Genomic DNA, 23220 nt, shown 5'->3' with positions numbered 1-23220 from the left:
TAAATACGCAGAAAAAATTCAGGATATTTTTCATATTCACCATTTGTGTGCAAAACTACGGCCAAAAATAGAAATTATCAAATTCATATTTATAAAGAATCTAAATAATTTCATCCTGATGAAATATTAAAAATTCGTAATTTTGGGAACATTTTAAGTGTTTGATAAGTTTAAAAACGTTTGAGATATAACTTTTGATATTAACAGGATCAAAAAGTGTCCGAATGTTACCCATAGCAAGTTTTTCGACTGGACAGATCACAGGTAAGTCACTTACATTTTCTAAAAGTCCTCTATACTCACCTTTGGGACAAAATATGATCCCACATTTAAAAAACGTAGATTATACTGATTTATATTAATCTACTTTTAATATTGAAAAGACTTCTATATGAATATTTATAAGGATTACATCAAAGAGATTGAAGAAAGAAAAAACCAGGGGCTTCATCCGAAGCCAATTGATGGTGCTGAATTATTAAGCGAAATTATCACGCAAATTAAAGATTCAGGTAATGAATATCGATCGGATTCTCTTCAATTTTTCATCTACAATACCTTACCAGGAACAACAACCGCAGCGGGTGTTAAAGCTCAATTTTTAAAGGAAATCATTCTAGGTGAATCCGTTGTAGAAGAAATATCACCGGCTTTTGCTTTTGAATTATTATCTCACATGAAGGGAGGTCCTTCTATTGAAGTATTATTGGATCTGGCTTTAGGTGATAATCCATCTATTGCTAAAGAAGCTGCAAACGTTCTTAAGACACAGGTTTTCCTTTATGACGCTGATACCAATCGTCTAAAGGAAGCATTCAATAGCGGTAACGAAATCGCAAAAGAAATCATTGAAAGCTATGCAAAAGCTGAATTCTTCACTCAGCTTCCTGAGATTGCTGAAGAAATAAAAGTGGTTACGTTCATCGCTGGTGAAGGTGATATCTCAACAGATTTACTTTCTCCTGGTAACCAGGCTCACTCACGATCAGACCGTGAGCTTCATGGTAAATGCATGATCACCCCTCAGGCACAGGAAGAAATCAAAGCTTTACAGGCTCAACACCCTGATGCCAGCGTTATGCTTATTGCTGAAAAAGGAACAATGGGTGTAGGCTCATCAAGAATGTCAGGAGTAAACAACGTGGCTCTATGGACCGGTAAACAAGCGAGCCCATATATTCCATTTGTCAATATTGCTCCGATTGTTGGAGGAACCAACGGTATTTCTCCGATCTTCCTTACTACAGTTGATGTTACCGGAGGGATCGGTCTTGATCTTAAAAACTGGGTAAAAAAACTGGACGAGAATGGAGAGCCCATTCGTAACGAAGCAGGAGAACCTATTCTTGAAGAAGCCTATTCAGTAGCTACAGGAACCGTGCTTACCATCAATACAAAAACAAAAAAATTATACAATGGCGATCAGGAGCTGATTGACATTGCCAAGGCATTCACGCCTCAGAAATTGGAATTCATTAAAGCTGGCGGATCGTATGCTATTGTATTCGGTAAAAAACTACAAACATTTGCGGCGAAACTTTTAGGAATAGAAACACCACTTGTTTTTGCTCCTTCCAAAGAAATTTCTCACGAAGGACAAGGTCTTACCGCAGTAGAAAAAATATTTAACAGAAATGCTGTTGGAACAACCCCAGGAAAGGTATTACACGCCGGTTCTGACGTTCGAGTAGAAGTAAACATCGTCGGATCTCAGGATACTACAGGTCTTATGACTGCTCAGGAGCTTGAATCAATGGCGGCAACGGTCATTTCGCCAATTGTTGACGGTGCTTACCAATCAGGTTGTCACACCGCTTCAGTCTGGGATAAAAAAGCGCAGGCTAATATTCCAAAATTAATGAAATTCATGAACGAATTCGGTTTGATCACAGCCCGTGACCCGAAAGGTGAATATCATGCGATGACGGACGTGATTCACAAAGTTCTGAACGATATTACAATTGACGAGTGGGCCATCATCATTGGTGGTGACTCACACACAAGAATGTCTAAAGGAGTTGCTTTCGGAGCAGACTCAGGAACTGTTGCTCTTGCATTGGCTACAGGTGAGGCCTCTATGCCAATCCCGGAATCTGTAAAAGTAACGTTTAAAGGTGATATGAAAGAACACATGGATTTCCGTGATGTGGTTCATGCTACCCAAGCGCAGATGCTTAAGCAGTTTGGCGGAGAGAACGTATTCCAGGGAAGAATCATTGAGGTTCACATCGGAACACTTCCTGCTGACCAGGCATTTACCTTTACAGACTGGACTGCCGAAATGAAAGCAAAGGCTTCGATCAACATTTCTGAAGACGAAACCCTTATTGAATCATTGGAAATTGCAAAAGGCAGAATCCAGATTATGATCAACAAGGGCATGGATAATCACAACCAGGTCCTTCAGGGATTAATAGATAAAGCGAATAAGAGAATCGCTGAAATCAGATCAGGTGAAAAACCAGCTTTAACTCCGGATGCCAATGCTAAATATTATGCTGAAGTAGTGGTAGATCTTGATATCATCGTAGAACCTATGATTGCTGACCCGGATGTAAATAATGATGATGTTTCCAAGAGATATACTCACGATACCATCAGAACACTTTCTTTCTATGGAGGTGAGAAAAAAGTAGATCTTGGTTTTGTTGGATCTTGTATGGTTCACAAAGGAGATTTAAAAATCGTTTCTCAAATGCTTAGAAATATTGAAAAGCAACACGGGAAAGTAGAATTCAACGCTCCTCTAGTTGTAGCGGCTCCAACATATAACATCATTGATGAATTAAAAGCGGAAGGAGACTGGGAATTTTTAGAAAAATATTCCGGCTTCGAATTTGACGATAATGCTCCTAAAGGAGAAGCACGTGTGGAGTACAAGAACATGATGTATCTTGAGCGTCCTGGCTGTAACCTTTGTATGGGTAACCAGGAGAAAGCAGCTAAGGGAGATACGGTATTGGCCACTTCTACCCGTCTTTTCCAGGGAAGAGTAGTTGAAGATTCTGAACGTAAAAAAGGAGAATCTTTATTAGCTTCAACTCCGGTTGTTGTACTTTCTGCTATCATTGGAAGAATTCCTAATATCGATGAATACAAAGCTGCCGTTGAAGGCATTGACCTGACTAAATTCGCTCCACCTATTAAAGAGCTGGTTCAGGTTGGTCATTAACCGGGTTTGACGATAAGCCTTAGGGCTATTTTAAATATTACATAAATGAAAGATTTTGATCCTGCGGGTTTTAAAATCTTTCATTTTTTGTTTAGAACCTTTCTATTTAAGACTGATTGAGAATTATTTTAAATAGAATAGACAAAAGAAATTCTATTTTTTCTTAACTTGATAGATATAAAATAGATATAGAAAATCCTGATTATTTATTGTAATTATCCCTTTTATAGATTGAAGGAACAGAATTTGATGGATTGCAGTAACGAAGAATATTTTCCGTCGTAGATATGAAATATTGACGGAAAAAGTCTATTAAAAAAAAGAAAAATTAAATTAAGATATGACTTTTGATATTGATATGATCAAAAAAGTGTACGAGCGTTACCCTGAGAGAATTGCTGCGGCAAGACAAATCGTGGGAAAACCTCTTACCCTTTCAGAAAAAATCCTTTACACCCATCTTTGGGAAGGAAATGCTACCTCAGCACATGAAAGAGGCAACTCCTATGTAGATTTCGCACCAGACAGAGTAGCGATGCAGGACGCCACTGCTCAAATGGCGCTTTTACAATTTATGCAGGCCGGGAAAGCTAAAGTAGCTGTTCCATCCACAGCTCATGCCGATCACCTGATTCAGGCAAGAGTAGGTGCAGAATCCGATTTACAGGAAGGGATCAACAAAAACTCTGAGGTATTCAACTTCTTGAGTTCTGTTTGTGATAAATATGGAATTGGTTTCTGGAAGCCAGGCGCGGGTATTATCCACCAGGTTGTTTTAGAGAACTATGCATTTCCTGGAGGGATGATGATCGGTACTGACTCCCACACAGTGAATGCAGGAGGATTAGGAATGGTGGCCATTGGTGTAGGGGGTGCTGATGCGGTAGATGTTATGGCCGGAATGGCCTGGGAGCTTAAAATGCCTAAGCTTATCGGTATAAAATTAACCGGCAAAATGAGCGGATGGACATCCGCAAAAGACGTTATCCTGAAAGTAGCAGGTATCCTTACCGTAAAAGGAGGAACAGGATGCATTGTAGAATATTTCGGAGAAGGAGCAGAATCTCTTTCAGCAACAGGTAAAGGAACCATCTGTAACATGGGTGCTGAGATCGGAGCTACTACTTCTACCTTCGGATATGATGATTCCATGAGAAGATATTTAGCTGCAACCGGAAGACAGGATGTAGTGGATGCTGCTGACAGGATCGCGGAACACTTAACAGGTGATGCTGAAGTCTATGCTAATCCTGAACAGTATTTTGACCAGGTAATTGAGATCAACCTTTCTGAACTTACCCCACACTTAAACGGACCTTTCACTCCGGACCTGGCTACACCCGTAGCTGAATTCAGAGCTAAAGCTGAAGCTAACGGATGGCCGATAGAGGTAGAATGGGCGCTGATCGGTTCTTGTACCAACTCTTCTTATGAAGATTTATCAAGAGCGGCTTCCATCGTAGAAGATGCGGTAGCAAAAGGAGTTAAGCCTAAAGCGATATTAGGGATTAATCCAGGTTCTGAGCAAGTAAAATTTACAGCGGAAAGAGACGGATTCTTAGATTCTTTCAGAAAATTTGAGAATACAAGAATCTTTACAAACGCTTGTGGACCTTGTATCGGACAATGGGATAGAGAAGGTGCTGATAAAGGGGAAAAAAACTCGATTATCCACTCTTTCAACAGAAACTTTGCCAAAAGAGCCGATGGTAACCCGAATACCCACGCCTTTGTAGCTTCTCCGGAAATGGTAGCTACAGTAGCGATCTCGGGAAGATTAGACTTTAACCCGATTACAGATACATTAACCGCAGAAAACGGTGAGCAGGTGAAGCTGAATGAACCTAAAGGTTCTGAACTTCCGGCAAGAGGTTTCGCAGTGGATGACAACGGATATCAGGCTCCTTCTGAAGATGGTTCTTCAGTAGTGGTGAACGTAAGTCCTACTTCAGACAGACTTCAGTTGTTGGAAGAATTCCCGGCTTGGGACGGTAAAAACATCGAAGGAGCTAAGGTATTGATCAAAGCTTTCGGAAAATGTACGACTGACCATATTTCTATGGCTGGACCATGGTTGAAATACAGGGGACACCTTGACAATATTTCAAACAATATGTTGATTGGAGCTGTTAATGCCTATAATATGGAAACCAACCGCGTTAAAAATGAAATAACGGGTGAATACGGTGAAGTTCCTGCTGTACAGAGAGCATACAAAGCCGCAGGAATCCCTTCTATTGTTGTTGGGGATCAAAACTACGGTGAAGGTTCTTCCAGAGAGCACGCGGCAATGGAACCAAGACATCTTGGAGTAAAAGCGGTACTGGTAAAATCGTTCGCGAGAATCCATGAGACGAACCTTAAAAAACAGGGTATGCTTGGGATTACTTTCGCTAATGAAGCTGATTATGATAAAATCCAGGAAGATGACACCGTTAACTTCTTAGATCTTGATCAATTCGCTCCTGAAAAACAACTGACTTTAGAATTTGTTCACGCAGACGGAACGAAAGATATCATTATGGCCAACCATACGTACAACGATCAGCAGATTGATTGGTTTAAGGCGGGCTCTGCTCTTAACCTGATTAAGAGACAGGAAAATTAATTAAATCAACAAGTAATTATAGAAAAGCGGCTTCCCAGGGAGCCGCTTTTTATTTGATCTTACTCAGAAGATGGCTCCGGTAGCTCTCTCCAATTGGAATTTCCTGCTCGGAAAGCAGAACAATTCTCTTGATCCCAATATTTTTAGTTTTATCCAGATTGACGATGAATGATTTATGGACACGGACAAACCTTTCAGAAAGCTGGTTTTCCAGGGATTTCAGAGTATCAAGTACAATGAATTCCTCATTTAATGTTTTTATATTCACATAATCTTTAATGCTTTCTATGTAAAGAATATCGCTGAAATTGATGCGGTGCTGCTGACCCGAAGATTTCACGAAAAAATAAGATTCGCCACTATGATCGGGAAATGTAAAACGCTCCTGCGCTTTTATTGCACTTTTATGAAATCGGTCAAAAGAAACAGGCTTCAGAAGATAATCTATAATATTGTGTTCATAGCCTTCCAGTGCATATTCCGAATAGGCCGTTGTTAAAATATATTTTTTCTTATCCCCTACAATCTTCATAAAATTAATTCCCGAAATTTCCGGCATCTGAATGTCCAGAAAAATAAGATCAGCATCATTATTTTGAATATATTCCAGCGCAAGAATAGGATTTTCTGCAGAAAAAACCAGCTCTAAAAAAGGAATTTTGCGGACATAATTTTCCAGTAGCGAGATCGCCAGCGGTTCGTCATCTACAATGATGCATTTAATTGTTCTCATAGGGGAAAATTATTCTTAAATCTACAATAAATTCAGATTCCAGATCCTTTATAAAGAGTTCATGCTTTTTAGGATATAAAATTTCCAGCCTCTTTTTTACGTTTTCAATTCCGATTCCGGACGCCGTATCTTTCATTTTTTGATTTTTATAATTATGAAGATAAAAATGAAGTACTTTATTGTCATCCGAAACTTTCAATACAAAACCTTTGTCTCTAAAGTCTCCGTGTTTAAAGGCATTTTCAACAAAAGGCACAAGCAACATAGGGGAAATATTGATTTTAGGATGATTGATATTTTTTTCAATAACCAATAGTTCCGGATTTTTGATTCTGAGTTTCTCCAGTCCAATTAAGCTTTCAATGTATCCTATTTCCTTATCCAGACTGATCACTTCTTTTTCAAGATCTTTAGTGCTGTACCTCAGCAATTCGCTTAATTTTTCTATGGTCGGAAGTGCCTTATCTGAATTTTGATACACCAGGGAATAAATATTATTTAAAGAATTAAAAATAAAATGAGGATTGATCTGGGTTTTTAAGGCCTGAAGCTGGGCATGTTTCCTTTCTTCGATAAGGACAGATTTTTCTTCTTCAACCTTCAGATAATACTTAAAGAACCATAAATTCGTACTTACGAAAACCGTCAGGCTCGAATAATAGATATTATCATAAAAATAGTACAGGAAAGTAGTTCCCTCCGCATAATTTCTGAAACCTGCCACCGCAGGAAGCAAAAGCTCTTCCATGGAATATCTGAAGAGCACGAAAACAAATACCCCCACAAAAAAACCGATGATCATCAGGTAAAATCTTTTAGGATCAAAAAATCTTGGTACAATAAAAAAATAATTGACGTAAAATCCCAGAATATTAGCCAGGAATATGGTGACATCCAAAATATCAAGTCCTCCTTCACTGTAGACAGCCCTGGCAAGGAGTCCGTTAAAAATAATCAACAGCCAATAAAAAAAGTGCAGAAAAAAAACTTGTTTTTGCTTCATGCTCAAATGTAAGACACATCACTTTTACATTCCTATCCATTTCCGATGAAACCCGTTTTTTTTCCGATGAATTTTTTTTGAGCGGATTAATTCCACTTCAAATCTAAATGCCATTTCATAAAAAGAAGTTTGAAAATACCTTTGAACCAAGATTTTAAACTATGAAACTGAAATATATTCTTATCAGCACCCTTTTATCAGCAGCGCTATCTGCACAGACGCAAAAAGACAGCATCAGGAATGTGGAACAGATCAATCTTTTGGTCAAGAAAAAACTCATCGAAAGAAAAGCAGACCGTCTGATCTTTAATGTAGAAGCATCAGTAGCTTCTCAGGGGATGGATGCAACAGAGACACTGGCGAATGTTCCGATGCTGAAAGTTGATGAAAACATGGGTTCCATTTCTATTACCGGGAAAAGTACCGTGAGTGTAATGATCAACGGAAGAATGCTGAATCTTTCAGGGAATGCTCTTTTAAATTATCTGAAATCTATCCGTTCTGAAAATATCTCCAAAATAGAAGTGATCACTACCCCTCCTTCAAAATATGAAGCTCAGGGAAACAGCGGACTTATTAATATTATCCTTAAAAAGAATCCAAATTTAGGCTTCAGTGGAAATATCAATTCCAACCTCATCCAAAGAAGTTATTCCGGCTTTAGTTCCAATGGCTCCCTTAATTATCAGACGGAAAAATTCAGCAGCAGCCTGAAATTAACGTATTATGATTCAGCCAAGCGTACAGATGAAAATTATACTATTATCGGAGCTTCTCAAAATTACAGCAACTCGATCCGAAAAGATATGTGGAAGGAATTGACGCCAACGCTTAATCTATCTTATAAAATCAGCAAAAACGCTGAAATCGGAATGGAATACATTTATGCCCATCAAAAATCCGGGATGGATATCGTGAATACCACAAAGAACATCGCCTCCAATCTTGACGAAGAAGATCTTTTAACCCATACTTTTCACCGTGAAAAACTTCCTACTCATACTTTAAGCGCTTACTACGATCTGAAACTTGATTCACTGGGTAAGAAACTAAGCATTGCAGGAAATTTTTACAAAAACGATTCTGATACTGAAGTGAATTTTTCTACTTTAAAATCTTCAGACCATTCTACTCAGGACGTGAAAACAGTATCTTTGATTTCCCCACAGATTTTCTCCGCTCAGGCGGATCTGGAACTTCCATTCTCCTTTGGAACCATTGAAACCGGAGTGAAATTCAATCAGTTTAAAAACAGTTCCAACATTCAGTATTTTAATCTGAACGGCGGACAATATATTCCGGATCTTTCTAGAGCTAATGTATTCACGTATCAGGAAGAAAATTACGCAGCCTATTTCAGCTATGCCAAAACATTCGGGGAACACTGGGAAACGAAAGCGGGTATCCGTTATGAAAATACCCATGCAGAGAGTTTTACGCCTACTTCCAATTCAGGAAACAAATATAATTACGGACAATGGTTTCCCTCCGCGTATGTCTCGTATAAAGAAGACAAAAATGTATTCAGCTTGTCGTATTCAAGAAGGATCAACCGCCCGAGTATGAGCAACCTGAATCCGTTCCGATGGTATGAAAATCCTTATTCATATTCTTCAGGAAATCCTCTTCTTACACCTGCCTATATCAATAATTTAGAGCTAGGATATACGCTTAACAATAAATTCTCAGCCAGTGTTTATTATCTGAGAATGAAAAATGGATTTGGACAGATCTCTTATATAGATGAACTTTCACAAACCAGTACCTATCTGAATTATTACAACAACAATTTTTTGGGACTCAATGCCTCTTATACCGATATTTTCTTCAAGTTCTGGGAAACCAATCTTTCTTTGAATGCTTCCCTTCAGAATTCATCGGTGTTCAATATTCAGGCACAAACCCAAAAAGGCAGTTCGTTCAGCTATTCTATCAACAATACTTTTACGTTAAACAAAAATAAAACACTGGTATTTTTCCTGAACTACAGCCACAGCCTTGCGTACAAAAATGTGAACTCCTATTTCCAGGCTTTCCCGGAACTGACTTCAGGATTAAAGGTTTCTCTTATGGAAAAGAAGCTTCAGATCAATGCCACAATAACCAATATTTTTGCCCAGAGATACCGTGGAGAGTTATATTTCTCTGATAATACCCAATACATGAATAACTATTGGGACGGCAGAAGCTTCCGTTTAAGTGTTAATTATACTTTTGGAAGCGGCAAAAAGAAAATCAGTAAGAAAAACATCAATTTTGAGGAAAAAGAAAGAGCACAATAATTGTTTTTGTTGACTCATTCTCAAACTTTTGATCTTGTTTTTATTAACCACAAAAGCTTATTTATAATGATACGCTTTCGCAGATCTGGCTGACGAAACAGATTCTCATTTCATCCTTTTTTAAACATTAAGATCAGTGAAGAATGTAAGCTCAGTTAAGAAAAAATCAAATGATTTTTTAAGTTGTAGGTCTAAAAACTTAATATTCTTAAGAGCTTAACCTCATCTTAATGGTTTGACTTTTTACTCTCGCAGATGATACGGATCAAGCAGATGAGCAAAAGTAAAAATCGCATCAACTCCATCTTCTGCGGGACATTTTAAAATCAGATGATCTGTATCCACCTCCTTCATCAGAATCAATTTCATTGATTCCTCCTTCGCTTTCCTTGATATAAGAGGATACTCATTTTCTTTGCGTTAAAAACTTTATCTAGTCCCTAGGTTTTGCAATGGATGATTTTTGGGTATTCATCTAAACAAAAAAACAGAGATTGATTCTCTGTTTTTCTGTTGCCTTCTTTATCAATTTTAAAATTTAAATTCTACCCTCGCAAAAACGAAACGCCCACCTATCCCGTATTGCGAAACCTGTCTGGAATACACAAACTGATTATCAGCAGTCAGTGAACTGATGTCTGGACTTCTGGAAGGCAATCTGTTGAATATATTATTACTTCCTATCGTCGCCGAAATATTTTTATTAAAATCATACCCCACAGAAAGATCTGTCACAATACGGTCATTTAAAATAAAATGTTCCCTGCTTTCGGTAACTCCATCAAAATTGGTATCCAATACATCCGCATCTGTCACTTTACCAAAGTAGGAATTCCTAAGCGAAACTGTAAGAGCAGAAAATTTTACTGTATTGGCAAGCGTGGCTTTTATGCGGGGTACCGCTTCTTCAAAATACACTCTGTTGGGTTCAGAGAAATAATTATCGATCTGGCTCACCAGTTTCGGCGAGGCATGTATCTCTCCCACTCTCCTGGTCTGATTCAGATTAAGTCCAAGATTGTTTTCCAAAGATATTCCCTCCGAAATTCTTGTGTTTTGCGAAATAGTGATGTCCAATCCTTTTGTCTGGGAATCTACAGCATTGGCAAAGAAATTAGCCGCACTGGCTCTCGCAAGATCGAAAGCTCCCTGCAGCACAGCCTGGTCTGATCCCGGAGCAAAACTTCCTTCCGGACGGTAAAATAAATCGGTAAGCACTACCCTGTCTTTAATCTTTATCAGATAGGCATCCGCTGTCAATACAAGACTTAAAGCCGGAATCTTCCAGGTAATTCCCGTACTGTAAGACTGCGAAGTTTCCTGTTTCAGTTTTGGAATTCCTAAAGCCTGAGCCGCTTCAGAATTATTTCTGAAAGTCCCAACCTGAGTTGTCTTGCCCTGCTGGATCAATGTAGACGTGGAACTATAATAAATCTGTGCTAAAGAAGGCGCTCTGAATCCTGTTGAAACCGCACCCCTTACATTGAAATTTTTAGCCAGTTTTACGTTTGTTGCCAATTTATAATTAAAGGTGGACCCAAAGTCGGAGTAGTTTTCGTACCGTACAGCTCCTTCTACCAACCACCAATCCGTGGGCTCAATTTCAACGTCAGCATAGGCCGCGACACTGTTTCTGCTTCCGGAAACCGCATTATCAGGACTGAATCCCGGGAAAACCTGTGATCCGGCTGGTCTTATATGTCCAAAAAAATCGGTAACCTTTTCATTTTCAGGAGTAGCAGCAGTCACTACACGCCCGAAAATATCATAGGAAACGTAAGAGTTTTCATTTCCTGCATTCACTTTATAGTTTTCATAACGGTATTCTCCACCAAAGGCTACATTCAGACCTTGAAGGACATCATATTTCTTTGAGAAATCCAAATTCAGAGTATTCTGTAAAAATTCTGATCCTCCTGCTTTAAAAGTTCTTGGTGAGTGATCTCCCAGAGAGGCATTAAATGTATTCACTACCCCAAAATTAAAAGCATTCTTTCCGAAAGTATTGCTCAGATCTACATTCCAGCCATTCCATTTCCCTTTAATCCCTCCTGCTAAGGAATAATCATTCACATTGGCTTCAATTTGAGGAAGGTATCCATTCGGGGTAACCGCATTGATATTTCTTTCCGTGTTGGGCAGACGGAAGAATCCTCCGGCATTTCCCAAACGGTAGCTGTATCCTCCAAAGGAATAGACTTTCCAGTCTTCATTCACCGGAATTTCAGAATTGAAATAAAGTTGCCCCGACTGCAGCTTAGACTGCCCCGCTCTCAGGCTGAAATCTTTTCTTTCCAGGCCTCTGTAACTAAGCTCATCGTTAGTAAAATCTTTCCCTAGCAAACCTTGTAGGGCAGCAATACTATTCGCTCCTGAAATCTGATCTCTGAAATCCTGTGAAAAATAGCCTACCTGCGAGGCATATTGTTTGACGGTATTGATGATCTGCTGGCTGTTGGAAGTATTGGTAATATTTTTATATAATCCATCGATATTGACTCCATCCTGCAATGCTCTGTAATTAATGGCATTATAAGCGTTATAGATGTCTCCATGACGGACGCCCGCTCTTGAATACGGATCACGGTATTGTACCGATCCGGTAACATTAATGAAGCCTTTCTCACCTATTTTAGCTCCGTAATTCAGATCTGCGGAGATCGTCTGCCCGTCTACTCCTCCGGAAAAATTATTGGCGACAGGGGAAGCGTATCCTCCAAGGAAAACCTGTCCTGAAAGCCCTAATCTTTTTTTGAGTCCTAAATTCACGACTCCTGCAATGGCATCAGAGCCATATTGAGCAGACGCTCCATCTCTTAGTACTTCTATTTTCTCCAGAGCAAAAGCAGGGATTGCATTAAGATCTGTTCCTACCGAACCCCTTCCCGGAGTCAATGTCACATTGATCAATGAAGACTGATATCTTCTTTTACCATTAAGCAAGACCAGAACCTGATCCGGACCCAGTCCTCTGAGAAGAGCGGGATCTACAAAATCGGTTCCGTCATTGACCGTATGTGAAGTGGAAGAAAATGAAGGCACTACATAATTGAGGGCCTGACTGATATTGTTAACAGGACTTTGTCTTAAGATCTTTGAAATATTGATGATATCTACGGGAACCGGAGTGTCTGTAAGAGATCTTCCGGCTCCTCTTGATCCGAGGATGACTACATCATCTATTTTTTTGGATGTTGCAGAATCCGACTGTCCAAAGTAAAATGCTGAGATAAGAGCTGCTGAAGCTATGATTGTTTTTTTCTCGAAATTGCGCATGTGTTTTCTATTTTTTTGAGTAATTGTTTGTTTGATTTTTGGCAATAGTATTCCTGCAACCTTCTTGTAAGGTTACTTTTAAAAAGCCAAAATGGAAGTATTATTTTTTAAAGAAGTCTAGAAACAACAACCCATGCGCATGTAGAAATGGCATGAAAAGAGGTCAGAATAACGAAGTGACACTTCATGATCTGAGAAACGAAAATTTAAATTGGTCTTGAGGTTTCCCTTGTCTTTAAACATTGATTTTATTTTTAAAACAAAAATGTCAAGATGGGAAGAAATAGAGAATAAACATTTTTTCCGGGCATACCGGCTTATCTATTGTAGCACCTTGCTTGTTTTGCAGGTTGCTATCCCATCTATGAGATTCTTGATAATTACCTGGCAAAGATATAATTATTTCGGAATAAAAAAAATAATTGCTTAAAAATTTAACTTTTCGCAAATTTTGCCGTAACAAATTGCTCTTTTTTACGTCTAACTGAAGAGTAGTAAAAAAACATTATGAAAAAAACTATACTAGCTTTATCCCTTTTAGGGTCTTTTTTCGCTTATTCACAGGAAAAGAGCACGAGCAGTCCAGAGAAAGAAAAGCAGATCGAAGGCGTTGTCATTACCAAAACTAAAAAAGCCGTTGAACAGAAAGCAGACCGTACTATCTTTGACTTTTCTGAACAGCCTCAGCTGAATAACGGTAACGTTCTTGAGGGCATCAAAAAACTTCCGGGACTGGTCGCTACCGATATTGCGGGAATGATGTATCAGGGGAAAATCCTGGATGTATATCTGAACGGACGACCTCTTAATATTACCTCCAATGAATTAAATTCTTTCCTTGAAGGAATGCCGGCCAATTCAGTAGAAAAAATTGAAGTGATTACGCAGCCGGGAGCAGAATTCCCTGCCACCTCCGGAGGGGCGATCATGAATATCATCACGAATAAAAACGCCAATAAGTATTTAACGGCAACGTATTCGGGAAATTACTCTTTTACCAACTACGATAAGTTCAGAAGCAGAACAACCCATTCTGTGAATCTGAATGCAAGAAATAAACTATTCGGCTGGCAGCTGAATGTGGGCCAGAATTACCGTGAAAGTATGCTGAACGGTGATCAGGATGTTATACTGCACAATAATACAGACAGAATAGGGAGAGGTTATTTTGCTAAATCCGGTCTGACTTTTGATCTTGGACAGGACAGATTATTAGTGAACTACGATATTTATCACAATAATAACGACAATTATACTGCGAGTAGAGGGCTTGCCGACATCCTTGTGAACATTAATCCTATCACCTACCGTGAAGCTGATTATGAAGCATCAGATGTGGCTCATACCAACAACCTGAGACAGGAGGCTGTTGTGACGTATCAGAAGCGCTTCAGTGACAAATCTCAAAAGCTGGACTTCCAGTTCGGATATACAAAGTCTACCTCCAAATTCTCTCAGGATAATTTCTTCCAGAGAGGTTTCTACACTGACGCTACCCCTTTAGAACCTTTCCTTTTTTATCGTGGGGAAAATGTACTTGACAATCAATCAGATATGAGGGTAGCAAACTTCAAAATTGATTATTCACAGCCAATAAAGCTTATGGACGGTGGAAAAGTGAGCTTGGGAGGTTTGTATGAAAGACAGGATTATGATACAGAAAATAAAGGACTTACCAATTTAGAATACCAGAGACAAACCGCTTCTACTTATCTTGAATTCCAGGCAAAGCTTAAGAAGTTTGACTTTATATTAGGTACCCGTGCTGAAAATTATGATATTTCAGGAATTACAAGAACCATAAAGGATGGCGCTATTCTTGAAAGAGATCTTACCACATTCAATAAGTTTAAGCTTTTTCCTAATGCCAGCGTACAGTATAACCTGATGAACCAGGTTTACATTGCAGCGAACTACAATAAAAAGATCAGCCTTCCCAGTATTTCTGCCCTTAACCCGAATAACGTAACATTTGGCAGCCCGAACACCCAGGTAACAGGTAATCCGGATCTTCAGCCTACGATATTTGACAATTATGAAGTAAAAGTTTCAGCTTTTGATTATGCTTTTATCGGGTACAGCGTAAGTTCTGCTAAAAATCAGGTCGCCCAGATTGTCCTGAAAGAAGGGAAATATCTTTTCAACAAGCAAGTGAATATTTCAAATATGAAAATTCACAATTTCAACCTGGGGCTTCCGATTCCGTTTATGATCTTCAGCAAACCGATGAGCGAGATCATGAAGTTCAATTTTAATCCTGATAAAATTAATTTCATGTATCTGTACGCCGGATATCAGAAGCACGAAATTGATAATTTGAACAACAAGGGTTTCTGGATCTTCAATATCATGACTCAGTTGCTTTTACCAAAAGATATCAAACTGACGGCCAACTACAGCTATCTGACTCCAAAAGCAGGCTATTTCTACTTTACAGCAGATAAACCGTTCAATAATAATCTGGATATCACCCTGACGAAAAAGTTTATGAACAACCGTCTTACGGTGTCTGTTTTCGCGAATGATATCTTCAACGGACAGGTGATGCAGGTCTATTCTAATCCACCTGAAGGGCAGGCTGTGATGATCAGAAGCAAGTATGACACAAGAAATTTCGGAATTTCCATTAATTATAAAATTCCGACAAGAAATAAACTGGCGAAGGAAGATCCAAACATCCTGAACCAGACTAAAAAAGAGGATACGGGCGTTATGCAATCTCCCCAGTAAATTGATCCTTATACAATTAAAATGAGGCTGTAAAGAAATTTTACGGCCTCATTTATTTAAAACAATATTATTTAAAAATCTATGGTCTGAAATCTCCAGTTCAGGGTATCAATAAGTGTAAGCTGATCATTAGATCCAGGAAGTCCGGTAATCATCTTTAAGACCTGCATTGCCATCATACTTCCTACAATTCCAGGCAACGCTCCCAAAACTCCGAGACTGTCACAGTCCGGCAAATCTTCATCGAAAGGCGGTTCCGGAAAAAGATCTCTAAGGTTTTTACTGCCTTTATAGTTGAATACCGCAGTTTGCCCCGAAAAACCGAGTATACTTCCGTACACCAGTGGCTTCCCAAGTTTTACACAGGTATCATTGATGAGGTATCTGGTTGTAAAATTATCAGATCCATCTACGATAATATCATATTGCGAAAGAATTTCGTCTGCATTTGAACGTTCAATTTTCCTATCAATTCCTATAAAATCGACGTGATGATTTAGATTTTTTACAAAGGCTTCCGCACTTTTAACCTTCGAAACTCCAACGGTACTTTCCTTATGAATAATCTGCCGGTTCAGGTTGTGAAGCTCCACCTCGTCAAAATCTGCAACACCCAAAGTTCCGATTCCGGCAGCTGCGAGGTATTGAATAACGGGACTTCCCAAACCTCCTGCTCCAATGACAAGGACTTTGGACGACCTGATTTTCTTTTGTCCCTCCAGCCCGATTTCTTCTATGAATATCTGCCGGCTGTATCTTGCAAAAATATCTTCGCTTTTCATTCTAAATAACCTACTTTGAACCATTAAGTTTTTTTTAAGAGGTTAAGAAGTATTAAGGTAAGCTCTGCTTTAAGATTTAAAAATCGATTTGATTTTTCTTAATTAAACTTAATGACTTCATTCTTCTTAATGGTTTAATTTTTTAAAAACCACTGTACGCAGGATCCCAGTCTTTCATCACCGGATCGTAGCCTGCTTTTCTGATGCTTATTTTAACTTCTTCCATGCTTCGTTCGTCACTGGTTTCAAACTGTTCCAATGATTCTATGTCTACAGCATAACCTCCGGGGTTGGTTTTAGACGCTGCACTCATAGAGGTTGCTCCCAGTGATATGATATTGTCCCTGAATTTTTCATTTTCTCTGGTAGATATTGAAATTTCAAGATCCTCATTCCATATTCTGTAGGCACAGATCAGTTGCAGCAGATCTTTATCTTCCATGATAAAATTCGGTTCAATAATTCCTTCCGCTGGTCTTAATCTGGGAAATGAAACTGAAAAACGGCTTTTCCAGTATTGCTTTTGAAGATAATCAATGTGAAGGGCGTTAAAGAAACTGTCTACGCGCCAGTCTTCAAGCCCAAGCAGAACTCCGAGTCCGATTTTATGAATTCCTGCTCTTCCTATCCTGTCAGGAGTATCCAAACGGAAATGGAAATTGGATTTTTTGCCTTTGGGATGGTATTCTTTATAAACCTCCCGATGATATGTTTCCTGATAAACCAGCACGGAATAAACACCTGCCTGATGCAACTGCAGATATTCTTCTTCTGACAGAGGCTGTACCTCGATCGAAATATTGGCAAAATGAGATCTTAGCAGGCCAACAGCATTGAGAAAGTAAGAAATCCCTACCGTTTTATTGGCTTCTCCGCTGACCAAAAGGACGTGATTAACGCCCATGGATTTCAGAACAGAAGCTTCAATCAGCAGCTCCGTATCTGAAAGGGTTTTTCTCCTTACGTCATTATCCAGACTGAAACCGCAGTAGGTACAGATATTCTGACATTCATTGCTGAGGTACATCGGAGCATATAACTGAATGGTCTTTCCAAAACGCTTCTGGGTAAGTTGTCTGGTCATTTTGGCCATCAGTTCCAGCTCCTGCGCGGCGGCTGGAGAAAGCAAATTCAAAAAATCATCTAATGTTTTATGTTTTTTCTGAAGGCTGCCGAGCACATCTGAATGCGTCACCTTTCCGAGCCTGAATTTTATATCATCCCACTGATAACGTTCAAAAATATCTTTAAAACTGTTCATTTTTTCTGCTTTATTATTCAAATAAAAAAGAGGTCAAAGGACTTGAGGCTTCTGCATGCTCTGAGATTGCTCCCAGCCCTGACTCAAAAGCTCTTCTACCCGCAATAACTCCTTCTTTAAAGGCTAAAGCCATATTAACCGGGTTTCTTGCTACAGCAATCGCGGTATTCACAAGAACAGCATCCGCACCCATTTCCATGGCTTTTGCAGCATCAGAAGGTGCTCCGATTCCGGCATCTACTACAACAGGGACATTGCTCTGACTGATAATGATCTCCAGGAAATCTAATGTTCTCAATCCTTTATTCGTCCCGATCGGGGCTCCCAAAGGCATGACCACAGCGGTTCCGGCATCTTCCAGACGTTTACATAAAACAGGATCAGCATGAATGTAAGGCATTACGATAAATCCCAGTTTGGCCAATTCTTCAGTTGCATAGAGGGTTTCTATAGGATCCGGAAGAAGGTATTTCGGGTCGGGATGGATTTCCAGTTTCACCCAGTTCGTTTCCAGGGCTTCTCTAGCAAGCTGAGCGGCCAATACGGCTTCCTTTGCGGTTCTGGCGCCTGAAGTATTGGGAAGAAGATGAACATGAGTTTCTTTTAATGAATCCAGTAACCCGTCTTCTGCCGATCCCGAATCTATTCTTTTCAAAGCCATAGTAACCATGTCTGTTCCTGAAGCGATTACAGAGGTGGCCATTTCATTGAGATTCCCGAATTTTCCGGTTCCCAGAAACAGTCTTGACTCGAATATTCTGTCTGCTATTATTAATTTCTGATTATTCATATCATTGCTTTTTTAAATTCACTGATGGCAGCCGGGCGGTTGGTGATCTGTCCCGATACTGCAACTCCATAGAGTCCGATCTCCCGCAACTGTTGTATATCTTCAAGCACAACGCCTCCGATCGCGAAGATCTTCGGAATGGTGATTGATTTTTCATTTAAACTGTTCATCATATGCTGATAGCCTTCAAATCCAAGTACCGGACTGAGTTTTTCTTTTGTAGAAGTAAATCTTAAGGGTCCAAGGCCAATATAATCACACTTTTCCTGTATTCTTTGGATGACATCCGATACTGTATTAGCGGTCCCTCCAATGATTTTATGATCCCCTAAAACAGTTCTTGCCGTATGAATTGATCCATCGTTTAAACCCAGATGAACCCCATCAGCATCGATTTCTTTTGCGATCTGAACATGATCATTGATGATGCAGACCGCCTGATATTCTGAGCAGAGTAGTTTTGAAACCATACAGAGCTCATTTAATTCTTTCTCTGAAGCATTTTTCCAGCGGACCTGAACCCATTGTATCCCGTTGTCCAAGGCCGCTCGGATATTGAATTCCTGTTCGTGTATTGTATGTCCCTGTGATATATATTGTAACTTTTCCATTATTAATTAAACTGAATGATCTAGGATTTTCTCTTTTCCGGATTTGTTTTTATGATGAAAGGATTTTCTTCCTGGACTTTTTGAATGAGTTTACAGGTTCATTACATTCCCATATTCCACCTAAAAGCGCTGCTCCGTCCGCCCCGTTTTCAAAAACTTCACTGATATTGTTTTCATTAATTCCTCCCAACGCAATCAATTTGACCTCCTGATTATTTCTGCATTTGATATCTTCCAAAACAGTAGACTGTTCACCATAGCCTTTTTTAGAAATACTTGGAAAAAAAGGACTTATTAATGCGTATTCCCATTCTTTTCGCAAGGCATTAAATACTTCAATGTCATGAACTGATGTAGAGATGATATTTTCGCCTGCAAAAACTTTATGCCGCTCTTCCAAACGGTCTGCTTCCCTGAAATGAAAGCGGGAAACAGGATACTCTTTCCTCATATCATAAAATCCGTGTAGTACCAATTGAGAATGAAATTCGTCATCAATACCATCGAGAAAACTTTTCATTTTTTCCCTGTTGAACATAGGTTTTCTGATGTGAAGCAGATCCAATCCTTCATTAAATAACTGGTTAATGATTTCTGTCTCTTTTTGAAAAGGAGTTTCAGGAGTGATCACAATGATCATATGTAAATTTCTTTTCCTTTTTCAATAAATTCCTGGGACTTATCCAGCATCCCCTTTTCTGCGGAATCACGGATCTCCTGGGTAATTTTCATGGAACAGAATTTCGGGCCGCACATGGAACAGAAATGGGCAATCTTAGCGCCTTCCGCAGGTAAAGTTTCGTCATGATAGGCTCTCGCCGTATCCGGATCCAATGAAAGATTGAACTGATCTTCCCATCTGAATTCAAATCTGGCTTTACTTAATGCATTGTCTCTGTATTGGGCTCCGGGATGACCTTTGGCCAAATCGGCAGCGTGAGCAGCGAGTTTGTAAGTAATAACCCCAACCTTTACATCTTCTTTGTTGGGAAGCCCCAAATGTTCTTTCGGGGTTACATAGCACAGCATTGCACATCCGAACCATCCGATCATAGCCGCCCCAATGCCCGAAGTGATATGGTCATAGCCTGGTGCAATATCTGTTGTCAGCGGACCTAAAGTATAAAACGGTGCTTCATGACATTCTTCGAGCTGCTTCTCCATATTTTCTTTGATCATATGCATCGGCACGTGACCAGGCCCCTCAATCATTACCTGTACATTGTGTTTCCATGCGATCTTGGTCAGTTCTCCCAAAGTTTCAAGTTCTGCAAACTGGGCAGCATCATTGGCATCTGCGATAGATCCGGGACGAAGACCGTCTCCCAGAGAGAACGCTACGTCGTATTTCTTCATGATCTCGCAGATCTCTTCGAAATGGGTGTACAAAAAGTTTTCTTTATGATGGTACAGACACCATTTTGCCATGATGGAACCACCTCTTGAAACAATTCCTGTTACTCTTTTTGCAGTCAGATGGATGTATCTTAACAGTACACCTGCATGAATTGTAAAATAGGACACTCCCTGCTCTGCCTGCTCGATGAGGGTATCTTTAAAAACTTCCCAGGTCAGATCTTCCGGTACTCCTTTTACTTTTTCAAGTGCCTGATAAATGGGAACCGTTCCAATCGGAACCGGACTGTTTCTGATGATCCATTCTCTGGTTTCGTGGATGTTTTTTCCTGTAGAAAGATCCATAATAGTATCTGCTCCCCAACGGCAGGCCCAAACTGCCTTTTCCACTTCTTCATCTATACTGGATGAAACGGCACTGTTTCCAATATTGGCATTAATTTTAACCAGGAAGTTACGCCCGATGATCATCGGTTCACTCTCCGGATGGTTGATATTATTCGGGATAATTGCTCTTCCTGCTGCAATTTCGTCTCTAACGAATTCCGGACTGATCTTTCCTTTTGGAGTATTGGCTCCGAAACTATTTCCCGGATGCTGCAATGCGATTTCTTTGGGAACGGTTTCCAGTTGTTCAATACGCTGGTTTTCCCTGATGGCTACATATTCCATTTCAGGGGTAATGATTCCCTGTTTGGCGTAATAGAGCTGGGTAATCTCTAATCCATCTTTCGCTACCTTAGGTTTGTGATCGTATCCGAAACGTAGTTCATCAAGGCGCGAGTCCGCAAGACGTGCTTTTCCGTATTCTGAAGTGATCCCGTTAAGGATATCTACATCCTTTCTGTCCAGAATCCATTGTTCCCTGATTCTGGGAAGCCCTTTCATGATATCAATTGAGGCATTTTCATCCGTATAAGGACCCGAAGTATCATAAATGGTTACAGGAGCGTTTTCCTCCATTGTTCCATTGGTAAGACGTGTCGGGCTGAGATGAATTTCCCGCATTGCTACGCTGATCGGATGTATTTTTCCTTCAACATAAATTTTTCTGGCGTTCGGAAATGGCGAACATGTGATTGGATGAGCCATAAGTTTTTTGTATTATTAAATGAGAATTATCCGCCCTGAGTGGCAGTAATGATTAAAACTGAATCTTTGTTTTTAAGGAGGGTTTCTGCCCAGGCGGACAGTGGAATAATACGGTTGTTGAGGGCTACAGCTATCCCTTTTTTCTTTCCGGGAATTTCCATAGCCATCAGTGCTTCCAGATTTTCGGGAAGTACATCAAATGTTTTCGTTGTGTGGTTAATTGTAATTTCCATTCCTAATTGTTTTATCTATACTTTAGGAATGGCCATTATTGTACAATAGAATGTACAGCAAAAGTCATTTACTTTTCCCTACGCTGGTATCATCCAGATCAGGTTCAAAGGGTAAAGTCTCAGTCTGTAAGTCTACAGACACCCCTAAAGTTGTGACGAAGGTAGGAATTTTTTAAGAACGGGCAAAATCTAAGTTTTGCTCAAAATAAAAAAGACCATTTCAGTGATGAGATGGTCTTCTGTTATTTTTTAAATTTTATGCAGTAAAAATTTATCCAAAAATCTTTACTCTTCACAAGCTCGCCAGATGGCATCATTCTGCGGAACGGGAGCTATAATTTCTATTTCTTCTTTGGTAACAGGATGAATAAACTCCAGCTTTCTTGCATGAAGATTAATTCCTCCGTCAGGATTGGATCGGGGTGATCCGTATTTCAGATCTCCTTTGATAGGAATTCCTGTTTTTGACAGCTGGGCACGGATCTGATGATGTCTTCCGGTTTCCAGATCAATCTCAAGAAGCAGATAATTATCTAATGTTTTGGTAACACGGTAGGTGAGAATGGCTTCTTTTGCGCCTTCGGTTACTTTTGTAAAAACAATGGCTTTATTATTCTTTTCATTCTTCTTTAAATAATGAACAAGTCGCTGGGTCTGAGGAATCATTTCTTTTCCGACTACAGCCCAATATGTTTTTTTGACTTCTCTGTTTTTCACCATCTGGGTAAGGCGGGAAAGTGCTTTGGAAGTTTTGGCATAAATCACCAGACCCGAAGTTGGGCGGTCTATACGATGCACCAGGCCAAGAAAAACATTTCCCGGCTTGTCATCTCTTTTCTTTATAAAATTCTTAATGGACTCCAGTAAAGATTCATCCCCGGTTTTATCGCCCTGAACAAGCTGACCTACTTTTTTGTTAACAACCAAAAGATGGTTGTCTTCATATACAATCTGCTCTTTCATACCTTACGAACGCCTTGGTCTGTTGGTAAAAGAAATGATAATTCCTCCGAGAAGACCGATTGTTTTAAGCATTGAAAGTTTAGAATCTGCCGGTAAAAATGCGCCGATGACACAAAGTGCAGCTGCCGCATACATCCCGTACATAAAATTTTTATTGGAAAGCGATGGTGCCTGAACGAAGAAACTCGCTCCTATCAATACATAAAAAACTTTTCTGGACAGAAGCTCGTTGATCTCCGGAGAGAATAAATTAAACCATCCTACTGCCATACAGATAATGGCTGCAATTGATAAAATACCCTGAAGTGATTGTTGTTGGTTCATCATC

Annotated in this window: 16 protein-coding genes and 2 riboswitches; of the genes, 4 read left to right on the top strand and 12 right to left on the bottom strand. The window is 39.6% G+C overall.

Annotated elements, in window-relative coordinates; translation table 11 throughout:
• Nucleotides 1-391 precede the first annotated feature (391 nt).
• Both EG346_RS07940 and EG346_RS07935 read left to right on the top strand, forming a co-directional pair.
• A complete protein-coding gene (locus EG346_RS07940; RefSeq protein WP_123877885.1) occupies nt 392-3172 on the top strand; it encodes a bifunctional aconitate hydratase 2/2-methylisocitrate dehydratase in 2781 nt (926 codons plus the stop codon).
• Nucleotides 3173-3512: 340 nt separating this feature from the next.
• On the top strand, nt 3513-5780 hold the full coding sequence (locus EG346_RS07935) for an aconitate hydratase (protein ID WP_123877883.1): 2268 nt from the start codon (nt 3513-3515) through the stop codon (nt 5778-5780).
• A 49-nt stretch (nt 5781-5829) separates the two neighbouring features.
• Here EG346_RS07935 and EG346_RS07930 read toward each other — a convergent pair whose 3' ends face one another.
• On the bottom strand, nt 5830-6513 hold the full coding sequence (locus tag EG346_RS07930) for a LytR/AlgR family response regulator transcription factor (protein WP_123877881.1): 684 nt from the start codon (nt 6511-6513) through the stop codon (nt 5830-5832).
• The gene (locus tag EG346_RS07925; RefSeq protein ID WP_123877879.1) at nt 6500-7516 is read right to left on the bottom strand and encodes a sensor histidine kinase; all 1017 of its coding nucleotides are present in this window, start codon (nt 7514-7516) and stop codon (nt 6500-6502) included. Before EG346_RS07925 ends, EG346_RS07930 begins: the two co-directional genes overlap by 14 nt.
• A 161-nt stretch (nt 7517-7677) precedes the next feature.
• Here EG346_RS07925 and EG346_RS07920 point away from each other — a divergent pair, with 161 nt between their 5' ends.
• Nucleotides 7678-9798 carry an outer membrane beta-barrel family protein gene (locus tag EG346_RS07920; protein WP_123877877.1) on the top strand — a complete coding sequence of 707 codons (2121 nt, stop codon included), beginning with the start codon at nt 7678-7680 and terminating at the stop codon, nt 9796-9798.
• 531 nt (nt 9799-10329) lie between these two features.
• Here the strand turns inward: EG346_RS07920 and EG346_RS07915 are convergent.
• Entirely contained in the window at nt 10330-13074 is a 2745-nt protein-coding gene (locus EG346_RS07915) for a TonB-dependent receptor domain-containing protein (RefSeq protein WP_123877875.1), read from the bottom strand.
• 287 nt (nt 13075-13361) lie between these two features.
• Nucleotides 13362-13459: riboswitch (SAM-I-IV-variant riboswitch) on the bottom strand.
• A gap of 122 nt (nt 13460-13581) precedes the next feature.
• On the opposite strand from EG346_RS07915, the gene EG346_RS07910 reads away from it, so the two are divergent.
• Nucleotides 13582-15804, top strand: a complete 2223-nt coding sequence (locus EG346_RS07910) for an outer membrane beta-barrel protein (protein WP_073329064.1) — start codon at nt 13582-13584, stop codon at nt 15802-15804.
• Between the two features lie 71 nt (nt 15805-15875).
• Here EG346_RS07910 and EG346_RS07905 read toward each other — a convergent pair whose 3' ends face one another.
• From EG346_RS07905 to EG346_RS07865, 9 genes are all read right to left on the bottom strand, one after another.
• The gene (locus tag EG346_RS07905) at nt 15876-16586 is read right to left on the bottom strand and encodes a HesA/MoeB/ThiF family protein (protein WP_123877873.1); all 711 of its coding nucleotides are present in this window, start codon (nt 16584-16586) and stop codon (nt 15876-15878) included.
• A 142-nt stretch (nt 16587-16728) separates the two neighbouring features.
• Nucleotides 16729-17847 carry a 2-iminoacetate synthase ThiH gene (gene thiH, locus EG346_RS07900; RefSeq protein ID WP_123877871.1) on the bottom strand — a complete coding sequence of 373 codons (1119 nt, stop codon included), beginning with the start codon at nt 17845-17847 and terminating at the stop codon, nt 16729-16731.
• A 13-nt stretch (nt 17848-17860) separates the two neighbouring features.
• A complete protein-coding gene (locus EG346_RS07895; RefSeq protein ID WP_123877869.1) occupies nt 17861-18637 on the bottom strand; it encodes a thiazole synthase in 777 nt (258 codons plus the stop codon).
• On the bottom strand, nt 18634-19251 hold the full coding sequence (locus EG346_RS07890; protein ID WP_164466372.1) for a thiamine phosphate synthase: 618 nt from the start codon (nt 19249-19251) through the stop codon (nt 18634-18636). The genes EG346_RS07895 and EG346_RS07890 overlap by 4 nt, the downstream gene beginning before the upstream one ends.
• Nucleotides 19252-19297: 46 nt before the next feature.
• Complete coding sequence (locus tag EG346_RS07885; RefSeq protein ID WP_123877865.1) at nt 19298-19888, bottom strand: thiamine phosphate synthase; 591 nt, start codon at nt 19886-19888, stop codon at nt 19298-19300.
• Complete coding sequence (gene thiC, locus EG346_RS07880) at nt 19885-21696, bottom strand: phosphomethylpyrimidine synthase ThiC (RefSeq protein WP_123877863.1); 1812 nt, start codon at nt 21694-21696, stop codon at nt 19885-19887. The genes EG346_RS07885 and thiC overlap by 4 nt, the downstream gene beginning before the upstream one ends.
• A gap of 26 nt (nt 21697-21722) precedes the next feature.
• A complete protein-coding gene (thiS, locus tag EG346_RS07875; RefSeq protein WP_073329047.1) occupies nt 21723-21929 on the bottom strand; it encodes a sulfur carrier protein ThiS in 207 nt (68 codons plus the stop codon).
• 58 nt (nt 21930-21987) lie between these two features.
• A riboswitch (TPP riboswitch) is annotated at nt 21988-22085 on the bottom strand.
• A 129-nt stretch (nt 22086-22214) separates the two neighbouring features.
• Nucleotides 22215-22892 carry an RluA family pseudouridine synthase gene (locus EG346_RS07870; RefSeq protein WP_073329044.1) on the bottom strand — a complete coding sequence of 226 codons (678 nt, stop codon included), beginning with the start codon at nt 22890-22892 and terminating at the stop codon, nt 22215-22217.
• A 3-nt stretch (nt 22893-22895) separates the two neighbouring features.
• A complete protein-coding gene (locus EG346_RS07865; protein WP_073329042.1) occupies nt 22896-23219 on the bottom strand; it encodes a hypothetical protein in 324 nt (107 codons plus the stop codon).
• Between the last annotated feature and the right edge of the window lies 1 nt (nt 23220).

It is taken from the genome of Chryseobacterium carnipullorum (assembly GCF_003815695.1).
Classification (GTDB): Bacteria; Bacteroidota; Bacteroidia; order Flavobacteriales; family Weeksellaceae; genus Chryseobacterium; species Chryseobacterium carnipullorum.
This window is presented reverse-complemented; position numbering and strand designations above follow the sequence as displayed.

Coding starts and splice junctions, on each gene's coding strand:
- EG346_RS07930 (WP_123877881.1), bottom strand. CDS start 6,513: ATGAGAACAATTAAATGCATCATTGTAGATGACGAACCGCTGGCGATC.
- EG346_RS07870 (WP_073329044.1), bottom strand. CDS start 22,892: ATGAAAGAGCAGATTGTATATGAAGACAACCATCTTTTGGTTGTTAAC.
- EG346_RS07925 (WP_123877879.1), bottom strand. CDS start 7,516: ATGAAGCAAAAACAAGTTTTTTTTCTGCACTTTTTTTATTGGCTGTTG.
- EG346_RS07915 (WP_123877875.1), bottom strand. CDS start 13,074: ATGCGCAATTTCGAGAAAAAAACAATCATAGCTTCAGCAGCTCTTATC.
- thiH (WP_123877871.1), bottom strand. CDS start 17,847: ATGAACAGTTTTAAAGATATTTTTGAACGTTATCAGTGGGATGATATA.
- EG346_RS07920 (WP_123877877.1), top strand. CDS start 7,678: ATGAAACTGAAATATATTCTTATCAGCACCCTTTTATCAGCAGCGCTA.
- thiS (WP_073329047.1), bottom strand. CDS start 21,929: ATGGAAATTACAATTAACCACACAACGAAAACATTTGATGTACTTCCC.
- EG346_RS07865 (WP_073329042.1), bottom strand. CDS start 23,219: ATGATGAACCAACAACAATCACTTCAGGGTATTTTATCAATTGCAGCC.
- EG346_RS07885 (WP_123877865.1), bottom strand. CDS start 19,888: ATGATCATTGTGATCACTCCTGAAACTCCTTTTCAAAAAGAGACAGAA.
- thiC (WP_123877863.1), bottom strand. CDS start 21,696: ATGGCTCATCCAATCACATGTTCGCCATTTCCGAACGCCAGAAAAATT.
- EG346_RS07935 (WP_123877883.1), top strand. CDS start 3,513: ATGACTTTTGATATTGATATGATCAAAAAAGTGTACGAGCGTTACCCT.
- EG346_RS07910 (WP_073329064.1), top strand. CDS start 13,582: ATGAAAAAAACTATACTAGCTTTATCCCTTTTAGGGTCTTTTTTCGCT.
- EG346_RS07940 (WP_123877885.1), top strand. CDS start 392: ATGAATATTTATAAGGATTACATCAAAGAGATTGAAGAAAGAAAAAAC.
- EG346_RS07905 (WP_123877873.1), bottom strand. CDS start 16,586: ATGAAAAGCGAAGATATTTTTGCAAGATACAGCCGGCAGATATTCATA.
- EG346_RS07895 (WP_123877869.1), bottom strand. CDS start 18,637: ATGAATAATCAGAAATTAATAATAGCAGACAGAATATTCGAGTCAAGA.